At 64.7% G+C, this 15,201-nt stretch carries 11 protein-coding genes; 10 read left to right on the forward strand and 1 reads right to left on the reverse strand.

The features are described from left to right. The first annotated feature begins 183 nt into the window (after positions 1-183). From EAG14_RS05350 to EAG14_RS05375, 6 genes are all read left to right on the forward strand, one after another. Positions 184-1,056, forward strand: a complete 873-nt coding sequence (locus EAG14_RS05350) for an alpha/beta hydrolase (protein WP_099656317.1) — start codon at positions 184-186, stop codon at positions 1,054-1,056. A 310-nt stretch (positions 1,057-1,366) separates the two neighbouring features. Continuing rightward, positions 1,367-2,629, forward strand: a complete 1,263-nt coding sequence (locus EAG14_RS05355; RefSeq protein WP_121730310.1) for an efflux RND transporter periplasmic adaptor subunit — start codon at positions 1,367-1,369, stop codon at positions 2,627-2,629. Between the two features lie 36 nt (positions 2,630-2,665). Then, the gene (locus EAG14_RS05360) at positions 2,666-5,908 is read left to right on the forward strand and encodes an efflux RND transporter permease subunit (RefSeq protein ID WP_121728281.1); all 3,243 of its coding nucleotides are present in this window, start codon (positions 2,666-2,668) and stop codon (positions 5,906-5,908) included. 104 nt (positions 5,909-6,012) lie between these two features. Beyond that, positions 6,013-7,506 carry an efflux transporter outer membrane subunit gene (locus EAG14_RS05365; protein WP_121728282.1) on the forward strand — a complete coding sequence of 498 codons (1,494 nt, stop codon included), beginning with the start codon at positions 6,013-6,015 and terminating at the stop codon, positions 7,504-7,506. A 234-nt stretch (positions 7,507-7,740) separates the two neighbouring features. Next, positions 7,741-9,177 carry an NAD-dependent succinate-semialdehyde dehydrogenase gene (locus tag EAG14_RS05370; RefSeq protein ID WP_121728283.1) on the forward strand — a complete coding sequence of 479 codons (1,437 nt, stop codon included), beginning with the start codon at positions 7,741-7,743 and terminating at the stop codon, positions 9,175-9,177. A gap of 114 nt (positions 9,178-9,291) precedes the next feature. Beyond that, positions 9,292-9,945 carry a hypothetical protein gene (locus tag EAG14_RS05375; RefSeq protein WP_121728284.1) on the forward strand — a complete coding sequence of 218 codons (654 nt, stop codon included), beginning with the start codon at positions 9,292-9,294 and terminating at the stop codon, positions 9,943-9,945. Positions 9,946-10,056: 111 nt separating this feature from the next. Here the strand turns inward: EAG14_RS05375 and EAG14_RS05380 are convergent, their stop codons facing one another. Continuing rightward, entirely contained in the window at positions 10,057-10,446 is a 390-nt protein-coding gene (locus EAG14_RS05380; RefSeq protein ID WP_099741785.1) for a hypothetical protein, read from the reverse strand. A gap of 216 nt (positions 10,447-10,662) precedes the next feature. On the opposite strand from EAG14_RS05380, the gene EAG14_RS05385 reads away from it, so the two are divergent. The 4 genes from EAG14_RS05385 to EAG14_RS05400 all read left to right on the forward strand — a co-directional run bounded on the left by EAG14_RS05385 (position 10,663) and on the right by EAG14_RS05400 (position 15,167). Then, positions 10,663-11,445 carry a hypothetical protein gene (locus tag EAG14_RS05385; protein ID WP_121728285.1) on the forward strand — a complete coding sequence of 261 codons (783 nt, stop codon included), beginning with the start codon at positions 10,663-10,665 and terminating at the stop codon, positions 11,443-11,445. 307 nt (positions 11,446-11,752) lie between these two features. Beyond that, the gene (locus tag EAG14_RS05390) at positions 11,753-12,796 is read left to right on the forward strand and encodes a helix-turn-helix transcriptional regulator (RefSeq protein WP_121728286.1); all 1,044 of its coding nucleotides are present in this window, start codon (positions 11,753-11,755) and stop codon (positions 12,794-12,796) included. Between the two features lie 218 nt (positions 12,797-13,014). Continuing rightward, positions 13,015-14,646 (forward strand): tannase/feruloyl esterase family alpha/beta hydrolase, encoded by a 1,632-nt coding sequence (locus tag EAG14_RS05395; RefSeq protein WP_240456945.1) that lies wholly within the window; start codon positions 13,015-13,017, stop codon positions 14,644-14,646. A gap of 251 nt (positions 14,647-14,897) precedes the next feature. Further along, positions 14,898-15,167, forward strand: a complete 270-nt coding sequence (locus EAG14_RS05400) for a hypothetical protein (RefSeq protein ID WP_162995919.1) — start codon at positions 14,898-14,900, stop codon at positions 15,165-15,167. Positions 15,168-15,201 lie beyond the last annotated feature (34 nt).

Here is a 15,201-nt window from a genome sequence, read left to right on the forward strand (position 1 = left end):
GGGTTGATCAGCCCCCGCAGAACTTTGTTCTGCGGGGGCTGAAGAATTCTCACACGCAACCTATGGCTTGATTGTTGAGCTTTTGGAAACACTGCGGTGGTGTTTGCCGGGTTTATCAGGTGCTGCTGTGTCGGTACATTTCAACCATCCCAAGATTTAGGGTCCCCTTTCCGGGGCCATGCCATGCAACCCGACGCCCCCCGTCCCGCCCCGCAGTCCAAGCCAGCCGCCGCACCCAAGGTGCAGCCAGCCGCAGCGCGTTGTGTCGATAGCGCCATTGAACTGGCTGCCGGCCAAAGCGTGGCGGTGCGCATGTACGGCCGCAAGAAGACGGGCCAGACCTCGCCAGTGGTGGTGCACTTTCATGGCGGCGCCTTTGTGTCGGGTGACCTGGACAATGGCTGCACCGTGGGTGGCTTGCTGGAAGGCGCTGGCGCCGTGGTGGTGTCGGTGGCTTACCCGCTCACTCCGTTTCCACAACCCGTGGACACCGGCTACGACGTACTCAAGTGGGTGCACCGCAACCGCACGAAGCTGGGCGGACAGGGCGCGCTGGTGTACCTGGCGGGCGAAGAGGCTGGTGGCAACCTGGCTGCCGCCGTGGCCCTGATGGCGCGTGACCAGTCCCACCCTCCGCTGGCTGGGAAAATTTTGCTCTCGCCCATGCTCGACCCCTGCGTGGGCACAGCCTCGCAGCGGCAGGTGACAGGTGACGCGGTGGACTGCAAGTGGGTGGAGGGCTGGCGCAACTTCCTGCGCTGCCCACGCGATGCCGAGCACCCCTACGCGGTACCGGCTTCTGCGCACCGCCTGGCAGGCTTGCCCCCCACGCTGATTTTGGTGGGTGACACCGACCCCATGCACGACGAGGCCCTGGCCTATGCCGCCCGGCTGCGTGCCGCAGGCTTGGTGGTGACGCAGCATGTGTTTGCCAAGGCCGAGAAATGGCCAGAGCCTTTGCTGGAGACTGGCCCGCACGAATGCCCTTGCGCCGGTGCGGTGCAAGAGGAGTTCCGGCGGTTTTTTGAAGCCACCCGATGTCGGGCCCCGTCCTGACACAGATCGCACCGATGACTTGACCCCTGGACCGGCGCTTGATCGCCGCTGGCCCAGCCTGCTTGCAGAGCTGGCTGGGCGCAGCCTTGCCCTTGGATTTCGCAACCTATTTTGAATCTGGCCCGAAGTGCCGGAGGGATGTGCTTTGCCTGGATTTTTGTGCTTTGCACCGCGCTCCTGTATGGGGCGTTTGAGACAGCTCCGAATGGCGCTGAGAGCCTTTTGAGCCCTGCGGGCCCGCCACCAGCGGCATGCCCGGCAGACCTGGACAGACCTGATGAACCGAATCAATGACACGGAGGAAAACACCATGAACAACGCACTTCTCTCTTCGCCCCGCCGCCGCTGGTGGGCCACGGCAGGCGCCATTGCGGCGGCTGTGGCTGTGGGGGGCACGGCCTTGGGCCTGCAAGACTCGCACGCTGAATCGCCCACGGCAGGGGCCGCCCCGCAGGGCGTACCCGTGTCGGTGGCCGCTGTGCTGCAAAAAGACATAGCCCTGTGGGACGAGTTCTCGGGCCGCCTGGAGGCCGTGCAGCGCGTAGAGGTGCGCCCCCGCGTTGCGGGTGCGCTGCAGGCCGTGCACTTCAAGGAGGGTGCCCTCGTCAAGCAGGGCGACCTGCTGGTGACGGTGGACCCCGCCCCCTACGCCGCCGAGGTGGACCGCGCCGAAGCCCAGGTGGCCGCCGCGCAGGCCCGGGTGTCATACACCCGCAGTGAGCTGGACCGCTCCACCCGTCTGCTGCAAGAAAGCGCCATCGCCCAGCGCGAGCACGACGAACGCCAGAACGCCCACCGCGAGGCCGATGCCAACCTGCGCGCTGCGCAGGCCGCATTGCAAACCGCACGCCTGAACCTGTCGTACACCCAGGTGCGCGCGCCGGTGGCGGGCCGCGTGGGGCGCGCCGAAGTCACGGTGGGCAACCTGGTGTCCGCCGGTGCGGGCGCGCCGGTGCTGACATCGCTCGTCTCTGTCAGCCCCATCTACGCGAGCTTTGACACCGACGAGCAGATCGTGGTGAAGGCCCTGCAAGACCTGGGCAGCGGCTCCAAGGGGCAAAGTGCGCGCCAGTTGCTGGAGCGTATCCCTGTGCAAATGGGCACGGGCACCAGCACCAGTGGCGGCACGCCGCACGCCGGCCACCTGCAGCTGATTGACAACCAGGTGGACGCCAAGAGCGGCACCGTGCGCGTGCGTGCGGTGTTTGACAACGCCGACGGCGCACTCATCCCCGGCCAGTTTGCACGCATCCGCATGGGCCAGGCCCGCAACACGCAGGCGGTGCTCATCAACGAGCGTGCCGTGGGCACCGACCAGAGCAAGAAGTTTGTGATGGTGGTGGCCGAAGGCAACAAGGCCGAGTACCGCGAGGTGACGCTGGGCGCCCCGGTGGACGGCCTGCGCGTGGTCACCTCGGGCCTGAAGGCGGGCGAGACCATTGTGGTCAACGGCCTGCAGCGCGTGCGCCCCGGTGCTGTGCTGGCACCGCAAGCCGTGCCCATGTCGGCCAAAGCAGAGGTGCCCGGTGAGCGCAAGCAAGCCCAAGGCGCCACCAAGTCGCCCGCTGTGTGAGCGCAGCGAGTGATTTGAGCTATCAGGAATATTTGTATGAACCTGTCCCGTTTTTTCATTGACCGCCCCATCTTTGCCGGGGTGCTGTCGGTGCTCATCTTCCTGGGGGGGCTCATCGCATTGCGCGGTCTGCCCATCTCTGAGTACCCCGAGGTCGCGCCGCCGTCTGTGGTGGTGCGCGCCCAGTACCCAGGTGCCAACCCCAAGGTGATCGCCGAGACCGTGGCCACGCCGCTGGAGGAATCCATCAACGGTGTGGAAGGCATGCTCTACATGGGCAGCCAGGCCACGACCGATGGCGTGATGACGCTGACGGTGACCTTCAAGCTGGGCACCGACCCGGACAAGGCACAGCAGCTGGTGCAAAACCGCGTCTCGCAGGCCGAGCCGCGCTTGCCTGAAGAAGTGCGCCGCCTGGGTGTTACCACCGTCAAGAGCGCGCCGGACCTGACCATGGTGGTGCACCTGGTTTCGCCCAACAACCGCTACGACATCGACTACCTGCGCAACTACGCCGTTCTCAACGTGAAGGACCGGCTCGCCCGCATTGGCGGCGTGGGCCAGGTGCAGATCTTTGGCGGCGGCGACTATTCGATGCGCGTGTGGCTCGACCCCCAAAAGGTAGCGCAGCGCGGCCTCTCGGCCAGCGATGTGGTGTCTGCCATCCGTGGGCAAAACGTGCAAGCGGCTGCCGGTGTGGTGGGTGCATCGCCCGGCTTGCCGGGCGTGGACCTGCAGCTGTCCATCAACGCCCAGGGCCGTTTGACGACCGAGGAAGAGTTTGGCGACATCATCGTCAAGACCAGCGCCGACGGCGCGGTGACACGCCTGCGCGACATCGCCCGCCTGGAGCTGGGTGCTGCCGACTATTCGCTGCGTTCGCTGCTCAACAACGACCCCGCCGTGGGCATGGGCGTGTTCCAGGCCCCGGGCTCCAACGCGCTCGACATCTCGGCCAATGTGCGCAAGACCATGGACGAGATCCAGAAGAACATGCCCGAAGGTGTGGAGTACCGCATTGCGTACGACCCCACACAGTTCGTGCGTGCGTCCATCAAGTCCGTCATCCAGACGCTGATCGAAGCCATCGCCCTGGTGGTGATCGTAGTGATCCTGTTCCTGCAGACCTGGCGCGCCTCCATCATCCCGCTGCTGGCCGTGCCGGTGTCGGTGGTGGGCACGTTTGCGGTGCTGCATTTGCTGGGCTTCTCGATCAACGCGCTGAGCCTGTTCGGCCTGGTGCTGGCCATCGGCATCGTGGTGGACGACGCCATCGTGGTGGTCGAGAACGTCGAACGCAACATCGAGGCGGGCCTGACCCCGCGTGAAGCCACCTACCGCGCCATGCGTGAAGTCTCTGGCCCCATCATCGCGATTGCGCTGGTGCTGGTGGCCGTGTTTGTGCCGCTGGCCTTTATCAGCGGGCTCACGGGCCAGTTTTACCGCCAGTTTGCGGTCACCATCGCTATCTCCACGGTGATCTCGGCCATCAACTCGCTGACCTTGTCACCCGCGCTGAGCGCACTGCTGCTCAAGGGCCACCACGAACCCAAGGACGCGCTCACGCGCGGCATGGACAAGGTGCTGGGCCGCTTCTTTGGCGCCTTCAACCGCGTGTTCCAGCGCGGCTCGGACGCCTACAGCGGTGGCGTCAAGCGCGTCATTGGCCGCAAGGCGCTGATGCTGGTCGTTTACCTGGCCTTGGTGGGTGCCACTTGGGGCCTGTTCAAGGTGGTGCCTGGCGGCTTTGTGCCTGCGCAAGACAAGCAGTACCTGGTGGGCTTTGCCCAGCTGCCCGATGGCGCCACGCTGGACCGCACCGAAGATGTGATCCGCCGCATGGGTGAAATCGTCAAGACCAACCCCAATGTGGAAGACGCCATCGCCTTCCCGGGCCTGTCGATCAACGGCTTCACCAACAGCTCCAACTCGGGCATCGTGTTCGTCACGCTCAAGCCCTTTGCCGAGCGCACCCGTGCTGACCAAAGCGGCGGTGCCGTGGCCATGCAGTTGAACCAGGCGTTTGGCAGCATCCAGGAAGCGTTCATCGCCATGTTCCCGCCGCCACCCGTGGCAGGCCTGGGTACCACCGGCGGCTTCAAGCTGCAGATCGAAGACCGTGCCTCGCTGGGCTACGAAGCCATGGACGGCGCCGTGAAGGCCTTCATGGGCAAGGCCTACCAGACGCCCGAGCTGGCTGGGCTGTTCACCAGCTGGCAGGTCAACGTGCCGCAGCTGTACGCCAACATCGACCGCACCAAGGCGCGCCAGCTGGGCGTGCCCGTGACGGACATCTTCGACACCCTGCAAATCTACCTGGGCAGCCTGTACGCCAACGACTTCAACCAGTTTGGCCGCACCTACAGCGTGCGCGTGCAGGCCGATGCGGCCTACCGCGCGCGGGCCGAGGACGTGGCTGCACTCAAGGTGCGCTCCAGCACGGGCGAGATGGTGCCGCTGTCTGCGCTGATGAAGATCGAGCCCAGCTTTGGCCCTGAGCGTGCCATGCGCTACAACGGCTACCTGGCCGCCGATGTGAATGGTGGCCCTGCGCCCGGCTTCTCGTCGGGCCAGGCCCAGGCCGCTATCGAGCGCATTGCAGCCGAGACGCTGCCCCAGGGCATCACGTTTGAATGGACCGAGCTGACCTACCAGGAAATCCTGGCGGGTAACTCTGCGGTGCTGGTGTTCCCGCTGGCCATCTTGCTGGTGTTCCTGGTGCTGGCTGCGCAGTACGAAAGCCTCACGCTGCCCATTGCCATCATCTTGATCGTGCCCATGGGCCTGCTGGCGGCGATGACGGGGGTGTGGCTCACCAAGGGCGACAACAACGTGTTCACGCAGATCGGGCTCATCGTGCTGGTGGGGCTATCGGCCAAGAACGCGATCCTGATCGTGGAGTTTGCGCGCGAGCTGGAGTTTGCGGGTCGCAGCCCCGTGCAGGCCGCCATTGAGGCCAGCCGCCTGCGTCTGCGCCCCATCCTCATGACCTCGCTGGCGTTTGTGATGGGCGTGCTGCCCCTGGTGCTGTCCACCGGTGCGGGCGCAGAAATGCGCAGCGCCATGGGCGTGGCCGTGTTCGCCGGGATGATTGGGGTGACAGCCTTTGGCCTGTTCCTCACACCCGTGTTCTACGTGCTGCTGCGCAAGCTGGCAGGCAACCGCCCGCTGGTGGAGCATGGCGCGCATGTGGCGCCCATCTCGCATGCTCCGCACGCCGCAGGCAGTGCCGCGCACCCCGTGCTGGCAGCGCCCCGCCACCCCCATGAAGGTGCCTGAACGCCTTTGTGCCTTTGAGCTATTTGCAATGGGCCCAGGCCCTGCGCCCAAAGCCGCCCACAGCCCTGGAAGACCGGGGCTGTGGGCCCGGCAGGAGATTCAACATGACAGACAACGCAAATCACCCCGGGGCCGTGCCAACCCCCGCAGCCCGCAGGCGCAGCCTGCTGGCCCCCCTGGTCGCAGCGCTGGTGCTGGCCGGCTGCATGACACAGCCGGTGGTGCCCGCACCGCACGCCGGTGTGCCCGTGCCCGAGTCCTTCAGCGCAGGCAGCCAGCAAGCCGCCGTGCCGCCCGCCCCCTGGACGGTAGCCCCTCCCGCTGAGGCCCAACCCCGCGGCGAGTGGTGGCTGGGTTTTCAGGACCCGGCGCTGGCCGACCTGGTACAGCGCGCAGGCAGCGCCAACACCAGCATCCAGCAAGCCGCTGGGCGGCTGGCCGAGGCCCGCTCGCTGCTGCGCTCGGCCGACGCTGCGCGCTCGGTGCAGGTGGGCGCATCGGCGGGCGTGACGCGCCAGGCCGGTGCCGCCACCACGGGCAGTGCCACCCCCGCCACACTGGGCACGGCCGGGCTCAATGTGTCGTACGAGCTGGACCTGTTTGGCAAGCTGTCGCAAACCAGCGATGCTGCGCGGCTGGATGCCGATGCCCGCGCCGCGCTGCTGCAAAGCACGCGCCTCCTGGTGCAGGCCGACGTGGCGCAAACCTATTTGCAGCTGCGGGCTGCGCAGACCGAGCTGCAACTCGTCAATGAAAGCCTGGCCGCGTACCAAGACACCCTGCGCCTGACGCAGCGCCGCCAGCAGGCCGGTGATGTGGCCGAACTGGACGTGGCCCGCGTGCAGACCGAGGTGGCCGCCACCGAGTCCGAAGCCCTGGCCCTGCAACGCCAGCAGGCGCTGCTGTCCAACGCCCTGGCCGTGCTGGTGGGCGAGGTGCCTGGCGGCTTTGCCTTGCCCGCCGCTGCCAGCGATGCTGCCCTGCCGGTCATCCCCCCCGGCGTGCCTGGCACCGTGCTGGCCCGCAGGCCCGATGTGTCGGCTGCGCAGACTGCAGTGATGGCCGCGCAGGCCCGTGTGGGTGTGGCGCAAACGGCCTGGTTCCCGGCCATCACGCTCACGGGCAATGCGGGCCACGCATCGCCCGAGCTGGGCGACCTCTTCAAGTGGTCGGCCCGCGCCTGGGGCGTGAGTGCCTTGCTCTCGCTGCCCCTGTGGGACGGCGGCCAGCGCGACGCGCAAGTGCAGGGCGCCAACGCCCGGTTGGAGCAGGCCCTGGCCAGCCACCGCGAGCAGGTGCTCACCGCCTTCCGCGAGGTGGAAGACCAATTGGCTTCGCTGCGCTGGCTTGCTGGCCAGGCCGAGGCACAAGGCCGCGCAGTGACGGCCGCCCGCCGCGCCACGCAGCTGTCAGACACGCGCTACCGCAACGGCTTGGTCAGCCAGCTGGAACTGCTGGACGCCCGCCGCAGCGAACTGCGCAACCGTCGCCAGGCGCTGCAGGTGCGCACCGCGCAGTACACGGCCACGGTGGGGCTCATCCGGGCCCTGGGTGGCGACTGGGGCGATGCGGCCCCGCGTGTGGCCGCAGCCCCCTGACCTGCAGGCGAGGGCGCAGCGCGACGGCGGGCGTGGACAGGGTGCGAAGGGCAGGGGGCAAGTACCCCCACCTTCGCCTCGGGTTGTCATACAACCACGGCGGCCCGCTGGCGCTGCGCCTATAGTGTGGGGCGCGCTTGGCCCCCAACGCCTTGTTGGGGCTCAAGCAGATTCACCAGGGTGCCCGGCCCGGGGCTGGCCACCGTCTTTTGTTCCATCCACAGGAGTTTTTGCATGAGCTACCCCCACACCCGTCTTTTCATTGCAGGCACATGGCAGGACGCTGCGGACGGCAAGACCATTGCCGTGCACAACCCCGCCACCGGCAAGGAAATTGGCCGGGTGGCCCACGCGGGCAAGGCCGACCTGGACCGCGCCCTGGAAGCCGCCCAAAAAGGCTTTGAAGCCTGGCGCGACATCCCCGCTGTGGACCGCGCCAAGACCATGCGCCGCGCCGCTGCGTTGATCCGCGAACGCGCCGACGCCATCGCCGCCATCATGGTGCAAGAGCAGGGCAAACCCCTGGCCGAAGCCAAGGTCGAAACCATGTCGGCCGCAGAAATCATCGAATGGTTTGCCGACGAATCCCAGCGCGTGTACGGCCGCATCGTGCCCTCGCGCAACCTCAAGGCCCAGCAGCTGGTGATCAAGGACCCCGTGGGCCCTGTGGCCGCTTTCACGCCGTGGAACTTCCCCATCAACCAGGTGGTGCGCAAGCTCGCTGCCGCCCTGGCCGCAGGCTGCTCCATCCTCGTTAAGGCGCCTGAAGAAACCCCCGCCAGCCCCGCCGAGCTGATCCGCGCCTTTGCCGATGCAGGCTTGCCTGCAGGCACCGTGGGCCTGGTCTATGGCGACCCGGCAGAAATCTCCAACTACCTCATCCCGCACCCGGTCATCCGCAAGGTCACCTTCACCGGCTCTACCCCCGTGGGCAAGCAACTGGCGGCCCTGGCTGGCAAGCACATGAAGCGCGTGACGATGGAGCTGGGCGGCCACGCCCCCGTCATCGTGGCCGAGGACGCCGACGTTGAGCTGGCCATCCGCGCCGCAGGCGGTGCCAAGTTCCGCAACGCGGGGCAGGTGTGCATCTCGCCCACGCGCTTTCTGGTGCACGAAAGCATCCGCGGTGAATTTGTGGCCGCACTGGCCCGCCACGCGCAGGGCTTGAAAGTGGGCGACGGCCTGGCCGAAGGCACACAGATGGGCCCTCTGGCCAACCCCCGCCGCATCACCGCCATGGCTGACTTGCTGGCCGACGCCGTGCAGCACGGCGCCCAGGTGGCTGTCGGTGGCCAGCGCATTGGATCGGAAGGCAACTTCTTCCAGCCCACCGTGCTCAACGACGTGCCCCTGTCGGCCCGCATCTTTAACGAAGAACCCTTCGGCCCCGTGGCAGCCGTGCGTGGCTTTGAAAAGATCGAAGACGCCATCGCCGAAGCCAACCGCCTGCCGTTTGGCCTGGCCGGTTACGCCTTCACCACCTCGCTGAAAAACGCCCACTTGCTGTCCCAGCGCCTGGAAGTGGGCATGCTCTGGATCAACCAGGCTGCGGCCCCTGCGGCTGAGCTGCCGTTTGGTGGCTTGAAGGATTCGGGCTATGGCTCAGAAGGCGGCACGGAAGCCATTGAGGCGCACTTGAATACACGCCTGGTGTCGATCATGAACGCGTGATGTTCTGACACTGCAGGCGCTGTTGGGCGGTGCGCGCAAGGCGCGCTGCCCATGGTGTCTGTTATGTGAAGGGGTTTTGTTACCAGCGAGGCCAATGCAATAAGCAGTGGCCCGTTGTTTGTGTTGGAGTGGCTAGCTGCTATCAGCCAGCACGGACATTCGCTTTTTCAGTTCAAAATTAGCGCCTGCTTTTTTCAACCACAGCTGATGATCACTGTTTTACCCAACTCGGTTTCTAAGCTTGATCAACAAGTAGTTGTCCGCTGGACGGGCTGCGAGATGGCATTGGCCGAGGGCGGTAGCTGGGAAATGGACGCCTCTGGGATGGCGTCTTTCGCTCCAGGCGAGATTGTGTGGAGCCATCCGAATGTCCCCTATCTGCAGTTTGTCGATGTCTGCGTGACCCTTGCTGACGGGCAAACGCTTTCCTTGCAATCACAGTGCGAAGATGGAACTGGGGTGCACGGGCTTTACGTGGGCTCAGCCATGGACAAAGGGCTAATGCGGATTGATTCCTCGTCTGGCATTTTTAGACATCGGGAGCTTTCTGAACTTCCGACAGGCCTCATGACAATCCTGAAGCTTCGACGGGATGGAACAACAAGCAATGTCATTGAGATCCATGCCCTGATCGGCTCGACGGTTGTTCAATTTCTGTCGGGTGAAGTCTATGAGCGAGAAGGCGGTCGATTCGAGGTCGTCGAACTCGATGAGTCGATACTTATTCAGGTAGACGGAAAAATCCCTGGCGCTAACGCCATGAAATGACGGCGGATATCGGCCCGGCGCAGCCGTTCAGCCGCAATGAAAGTGGTCGCTCAAAATCTGAATTCAGCAGGCCAGCCAGCGAGGATGGTGTCGGTCCGCTGCGGTCGATTTTTAGCCCGCGATTTCACGTGCCTCAGTCAGAAGCTGCGGAAGCGTCGATGGATCAAATGCCATGGTCGAGAAACGAAGATGGGTTTCGCCATGGACACCTCGATAGCCTAGCTCGCCTTCCACCCCCATGTGACCTAAGCGATCTATGGATCGGACAATGAGGTGCAATTCCTTGGGGCTGATGCTCTCGACAGTAGCTTGACCTTGGCGATGTTCATTCAGGACCGCCAACTGGTTGCAAAACCCAACCCAAGCATCTCGGGCAATCCAGGTGTCAATCTCGCCATGGAATCCGGGGCATCTGGCTTTAACGATGACGAGGACGTCTTCGTTTGAAGGCTCTGCACTCTCGATCGAAACGTAGAAATCAGACTCGCAACGAATGTGCATGGCTTAGTCCTGCTAGCGCGTGTATTGCGGAAACCCAGAGAGATTTGCTGGTATGTGCCGTATCGGCGAACTATATCTACAAGGAGTCGGAGTTCGGAATTGGAAAGGGTCAACATACCCCCGTGAAGTTCGGCGTCGACGTTATCGCAGAATATTGGCCCAACGCTGCCAGCCCCCATCGCGTTAGCATCCCCTAGTTATCCATAAGAAGCTGCCATGACCTTGCCACGTCTGCTTGCCTCCCTGCTGGCCCTCGCCTGCACCTTGCCCGCCTTCGCCGGCATGGAAAAAGAAAGCCACAGCACCCGTGGCGGCCTCTTCTTTGCCATGCTGACGCCCGATGTGGAGCAGGTGATTGCGCGGTTCAATGACAAGGCACCGCTGCAGCAACTGGCGCAGCACTGCAATACAGGCAAGGCCGTGTTTGCGTTGCAGACCGGGGCCAAGTACCAGTGCAAGGCCGAGGTGTTTAAGAACGCTTCAGGCGCTGACGAGTGGGAGTCTGTGGGGGTGACGGTGCAGGGTCTTGCACGTCAGAGTGACCGCCGGGAGTACGGCCTTTTTTCACTCACGCCACCCGCCACGCCCAGGTGGGATGTGCGCAAGATCGAGCCTGAGCACCGCGCCGGGCTGCAAGCCTATCTGCAATCCGACACGCGCCGCTTTGGCTGGCTACAGCCCCAGTTGCGCTGGGAATCGGCCATGTCTGTTCGTCTGCCCCAGGCGGCGGCGGATGCGCGCACCACGTTGGTGGTGCCGGGCAAGGTGGTGCGCGATGTGAATGCGTTCTACGAAGCCCAGCGGCACCATGTGTTTGTGCGCAAGCAGGACGCTTACGTCTACATGGGCGAGGTGCCGGGCGCGCCCGAGAGCTATGTCGACATCGACGGCAATGACCTGCCTGGATTGGTGGTGGTGGAGGGCTGTGACGGTTGGTGCATCAGCCTGTGGGGCCTGACGGGCGGGTTGCGGCAGGTGGGGACGTTTGGCGGGCACTGAGGCCTGGGGACGGAGCCAGACTGTCCCCGTGGCATTGCCCATGATGGGGCAGCTTCGGCTCTGAAGCGCTTGCACAGGCGGGGTATGTGCGCCTGGAGTTCCACTGATTTTGCGGTGATTTGCTACATTTTTAATAGCTGCTGGCGCTTATTGAATAATCGCTAGAGCCTGATTTGACCTGAAATATGTACTGCGCTGAGGGCGTTTGCACGCCGATGGGCCTCGCGTCTGCGGCAGGGCATGTACGGGTACGCAGCACCTGGGTGTTTCGGTACATTGGTTATGAAAAATAACCAGGAGACGCCCCATGCCCCCCACCGTTGGCAGCGCACCCCGCCCACAGCGTTGGCTGCACGCGCCGCCCCTGCCACCCTTGCAAGCCCTCAGCGCCAGCCTGCTGGATCTGACGGCACTGGCCCATCAAACTCCGCCGCAGCAGATGCTGCACGACGCGCTGCACCTGTTGCAGCGGCTGGTGCCGTTTGATTCAGCATGGTGGGGCGAAGTGTCCGCAGGCAATGCACAGGCTGCGCCGCGCAACTGGTTGCATGGCAGCATCGGCCTGAGCCAGCGGTTTGCCCAGGAGTGGAACGCGCTGGCGGCGGGCGATGAGTTTGCGCGCATGTCCATGGAGCGCCTGGGTGAGGTCATCTGCGAGAACGGCCCGGATGCGCCCGGCGCCATCCCCCCGGAGCTGGAAGCCTTCTGCCGCCGCCACGGCCTGTTCCACTGCATGGCCATCACGGTGGAACTGCCGGGCAGTGGGATGATGTTCTTCGTCTCTGTTTACCGTCCACCGCAAGGCCCGCCGTTCTCGGGGCAGGAGGCAGAGTTATTTGGAGAGTTTGTTGCCCACCTGCTGTGCCACTGGCGCCATGCGTTGCAGCGCCTGCAGGCGCTGCCATCGGCCCACCCGTGGGATGGCCATGCGCTGGCCGAGCCAGATGGCAATTTGCTTTACGTGGGTTTGCGCCTGGGGCAGGCGCTGCACCAGGCCCACCCGCAGTGGTTCGGCCCCGCACTGCCTGCCGCCTTGCATGCGGGGCTGTGCAAGCTACCTGGCACCGTGGCGCTGGGCAAGAGCACCCGGCTGCGGTTTGAGGCCTGTGGCCCGTTGGTCCTCATCAGCTTGGTGGTGCGCCAGCCGGGCAGTGCGCAGCCACCGTCGCAGTCGCCTTTGGCACCGCGTGAGCTGGGTGCGGCCACGCTGTATGCGCACGGGCATTCGTACAAAGACATTGCGCTGGCACTGGGCTTGTCACCCGCCACCGTGCGCACCTATCTGCGCAGTGCCTACGGCCTGCTGGGCGTGCGCAACAAGGTCGAGCTGGTGAGCGCCCTGCGCAAATAGGGGCCTTCCTCCTTCGCGGCACAGGCTGAAGGGGCTCAGAACGTGCGCTCAGGACTTTCCCTTCCCCTCTGCATTTGCAGAGGCTTATTTGTGCCCCTGGCCTCCTATCGTGGCGCCCGGAGCCATTGCAGCGGCAGGCATGTGGGGCACTCTGCCCATCTGCCTGCATACCGCCAGCAGGGCTCCTAAAACCATCACGACATATGGAGACTTTGCACATGACTTCCCCCACCTTTCACGCGTCTGCGTTGCGCTCGCCGGGCAGGGCCTTGCTGGCACGCAACGCTGCGGGCACAGCGCTGGCTGTTGTGGCCGCGCTGGCCTTGAGCGCCTGCGGCGGCGGCAGCGGCGGCACGCCATCGCCCTCTGCCCGCCCTCTGGCCGAAGCCTGCCCCACCTACCGCCCGGCTGCATTGCCCGGCGGTGCCAAGGTCACGGCCACGGAGGTCCGCAAATCCAACGGCAGCCTGCCAGACGTGTGCATCGTGCGTGGCGAAATCGTTTCGTCGGCCGATTCCACCATCCACTGGGCGGTGGAGCTGCCCAGCGGCAGCCTGTGGAATGGCAAAACGCTCACCATCGGGGGCGGCGGGTTCGATGGCTTCATCCCCACGGACGATGTGTTCTACCAGCAGCTCGTCGGCCCATCGGCCAACCCTTACGTCAAGATCAGCTCGGACTCGGGGCACGGGCCAGCAGGCTTCTCATGGGGCTCTAGCGACGTAGCGCTGCGCAACCATGCGTTTGAAGCCAACCACCTGGTGCTGGAAGTGGGCACGGCGATGGCGACCGACTTCTACGGAAAACGGCCTGTGCGCCGCTATCACATGGGGCATTCCAACGGCGGCCGATCGGCCCTGGCCGCGACCCAGCGCTACCCCAAGGATTACGACGGCGTGATCGCCATGGAGCCCGCCATCAGCCAGCAGGCGCACCAGGTCAACCTGGGGCCTACGGTGCTCAAGCACATCTTTTCCAAACCCGAGAATTGGCTGAGCGCTGAGAAGGTCGCCCTGTATGCCAAGGCCGAGACGGCGGCCTGCGATGCACTCGATGGCCTCAAGGACGGCATCATCGGCAATGTGGCGGCGTGTAACTACGTGCCTACCGAGCTGCTGTGCACCGGGGCCGAAAACGATACGTGCCTGACGGCTGGACAGATCGAATCCATCCGCCTGATCTACGCCGACCACGACACACCTGTCACGCTCTCGCGGGGCGCACGGGGTTACCCCCGTTATGGGCGGGGTGGTGCTTCCACGTCAGACTGGAAGGACTACATGTTCGGCAACAGCTTTGCCGCACGGGATTCGTTCAACTTCATGGCGGCGCAAGAGGCCGCGCGCCTGGTGGAGGGCAACCCCAAGCTCAGCCTGCTCGACCACGACCCGACCCGCTTCCCGTCGCAGTACCTGCGGCTGGCCGAGATGATCGATTCGACCAACCCCGATATCTCTGCCTTCGCGGACAACGGCGGCAAGCTGCTCATCTGGTACGGCCTGGCCGATGCTTGCGTATCGGTGTACCGCACGGCCGACTATTTTGAGTCGATGAAGCAACAGGTGGGCGCCACCAAGGCACGGGGCTTTGCGCGCATGCTCACCTCACCATCCGTGGGCCACAACCTGGATGGTGCAGGCACCGACCCGCTCTCCATCGACCTGCTCACGGCCCTGGACAGCTGGGTAGAAAAGCAGACCGCGCCCGACAAGCTGGTGGCCACCAAGTTTGCTGCGGGCAGCAAGACGCCTGTGCTGCAGCGCCCGGTGTGCGAGTTCCCGCAGTTCCCGCGCTACAACGGCACGGGAGACCCCGCCAAGGCAGAGAGCTTTAGCTGCTCTGCCACCTGAGGGGACGGCATGGAGGCAGGTCGTGTTCGGCACCGCGTGCTTGCACAAGGCCGGTATGCGGTAGGCTTCGCGTCTTTCTGCACCTGCTGCGCAAGCTGCGGTCCCACGCTTTCGACATTGTCTCCATGCCTTCTTCGACCTCATCGTCCTTGCCGCAACCCAGATCTTTCGCACGCGAGTGGGGTCCTCTCATCGCTTTCGGTATTGTCGTCCTCGCTCTGCTAGTGGGTTGGCGTCTGTGGACGGACCATATGGCACAAGCCCCTGTGGAGGCTAAGTACGCCGAGTATCTGAGCGCGTTGGCCGAGCATTCGGAGAGCGCGAGAGAGCTTCTGGAGCGCTATCAAAAGCGGTACGAGCGCAATACGATTGCCTCCAAGCACTTTGAAGCCATGTGCGCTGCGATGACCGAGTTTGCGCAAGACGACGGGGTGGACCCCGATAGTTTCTCCCAAGGAATCGCTGACACCTGCAGGCAATTCATTCATGGCACAGCGACAGGTGAAGTGCCCGACCTGTGACGGCTGAACTCCAGCGTGCGGGGACACCCCGCAC

The organism is Acidovorax sp. 1608163, assembly GCF_003669015.1.
GTDB lineage: Bacteria > Pseudomonadota > Gammaproteobacteria > Burkholderiales > Burkholderiaceae_C > Acidovorax.

Coding starts and splice junctions, on each gene's coding strand:
- EAG14_RS05350 (WP_099656317.1), top strand. CDS start 184: ATGCAACCCGACGCCCCCCGTCCCGCCCCGCAGTCCAAGCCAGCCGCC.
- EAG14_RS05355 (WP_121730310.1), top strand. CDS start 1,367: ATGAACAACGCACTTCTCTCTTCGCCCCGCCGCCGCTGGTGGGCCACG.
- EAG14_RS05360 (WP_121728281.1), top strand. CDS start 2,666: ATGAACCTGTCCCGTTTTTTCATTGACCGCCCCATCTTTGCCGGGGTG.
- EAG14_RS05365 (WP_121728282.1), top strand. CDS start 6,013: ATGACAGACAACGCAAATCACCCCGGGGCCGTGCCAACCCCCGCAGCC.
- EAG14_RS05370 (WP_121728283.1), top strand. CDS start 7,741: ATGAGCTACCCCCACACCCGTCTTTTCATTGCAGGCACATGGCAGGAC.
- EAG14_RS05380 (WP_099741785.1), bottom strand. CDS start 10,446: ATGCACATTCGTTGCGAGTCTGATTTCTACGTTTCGATCGAGAGTGCA.
- EAG14_RS05385 (WP_121728285.1), top strand. CDS start 10,663: ATGACCTTGCCACGTCTGCTTGCCTCCCTGCTGGCCCTCGCCTGCACC.
- EAG14_RS05390 (WP_121728286.1), top strand. CDS start 11,753: ATGCCCCCCACCGTTGGCAGCGCACCCCGCCCACAGCGTTGGCTGCAC.
- EAG14_RS05395 (WP_240456945.1), top strand. CDS start 13,015: ATGACTTCCCCCACCTTTCACGCGTCTGCGTTGCGCTCGCCGGGCAGG.
- EAG14_RS05400 (WP_162995919.1), top strand. CDS start 14,898: ATGGCACAAGCCCCTGTGGAGGCTAAGTACGCCGAGTATCTGAGCGCG.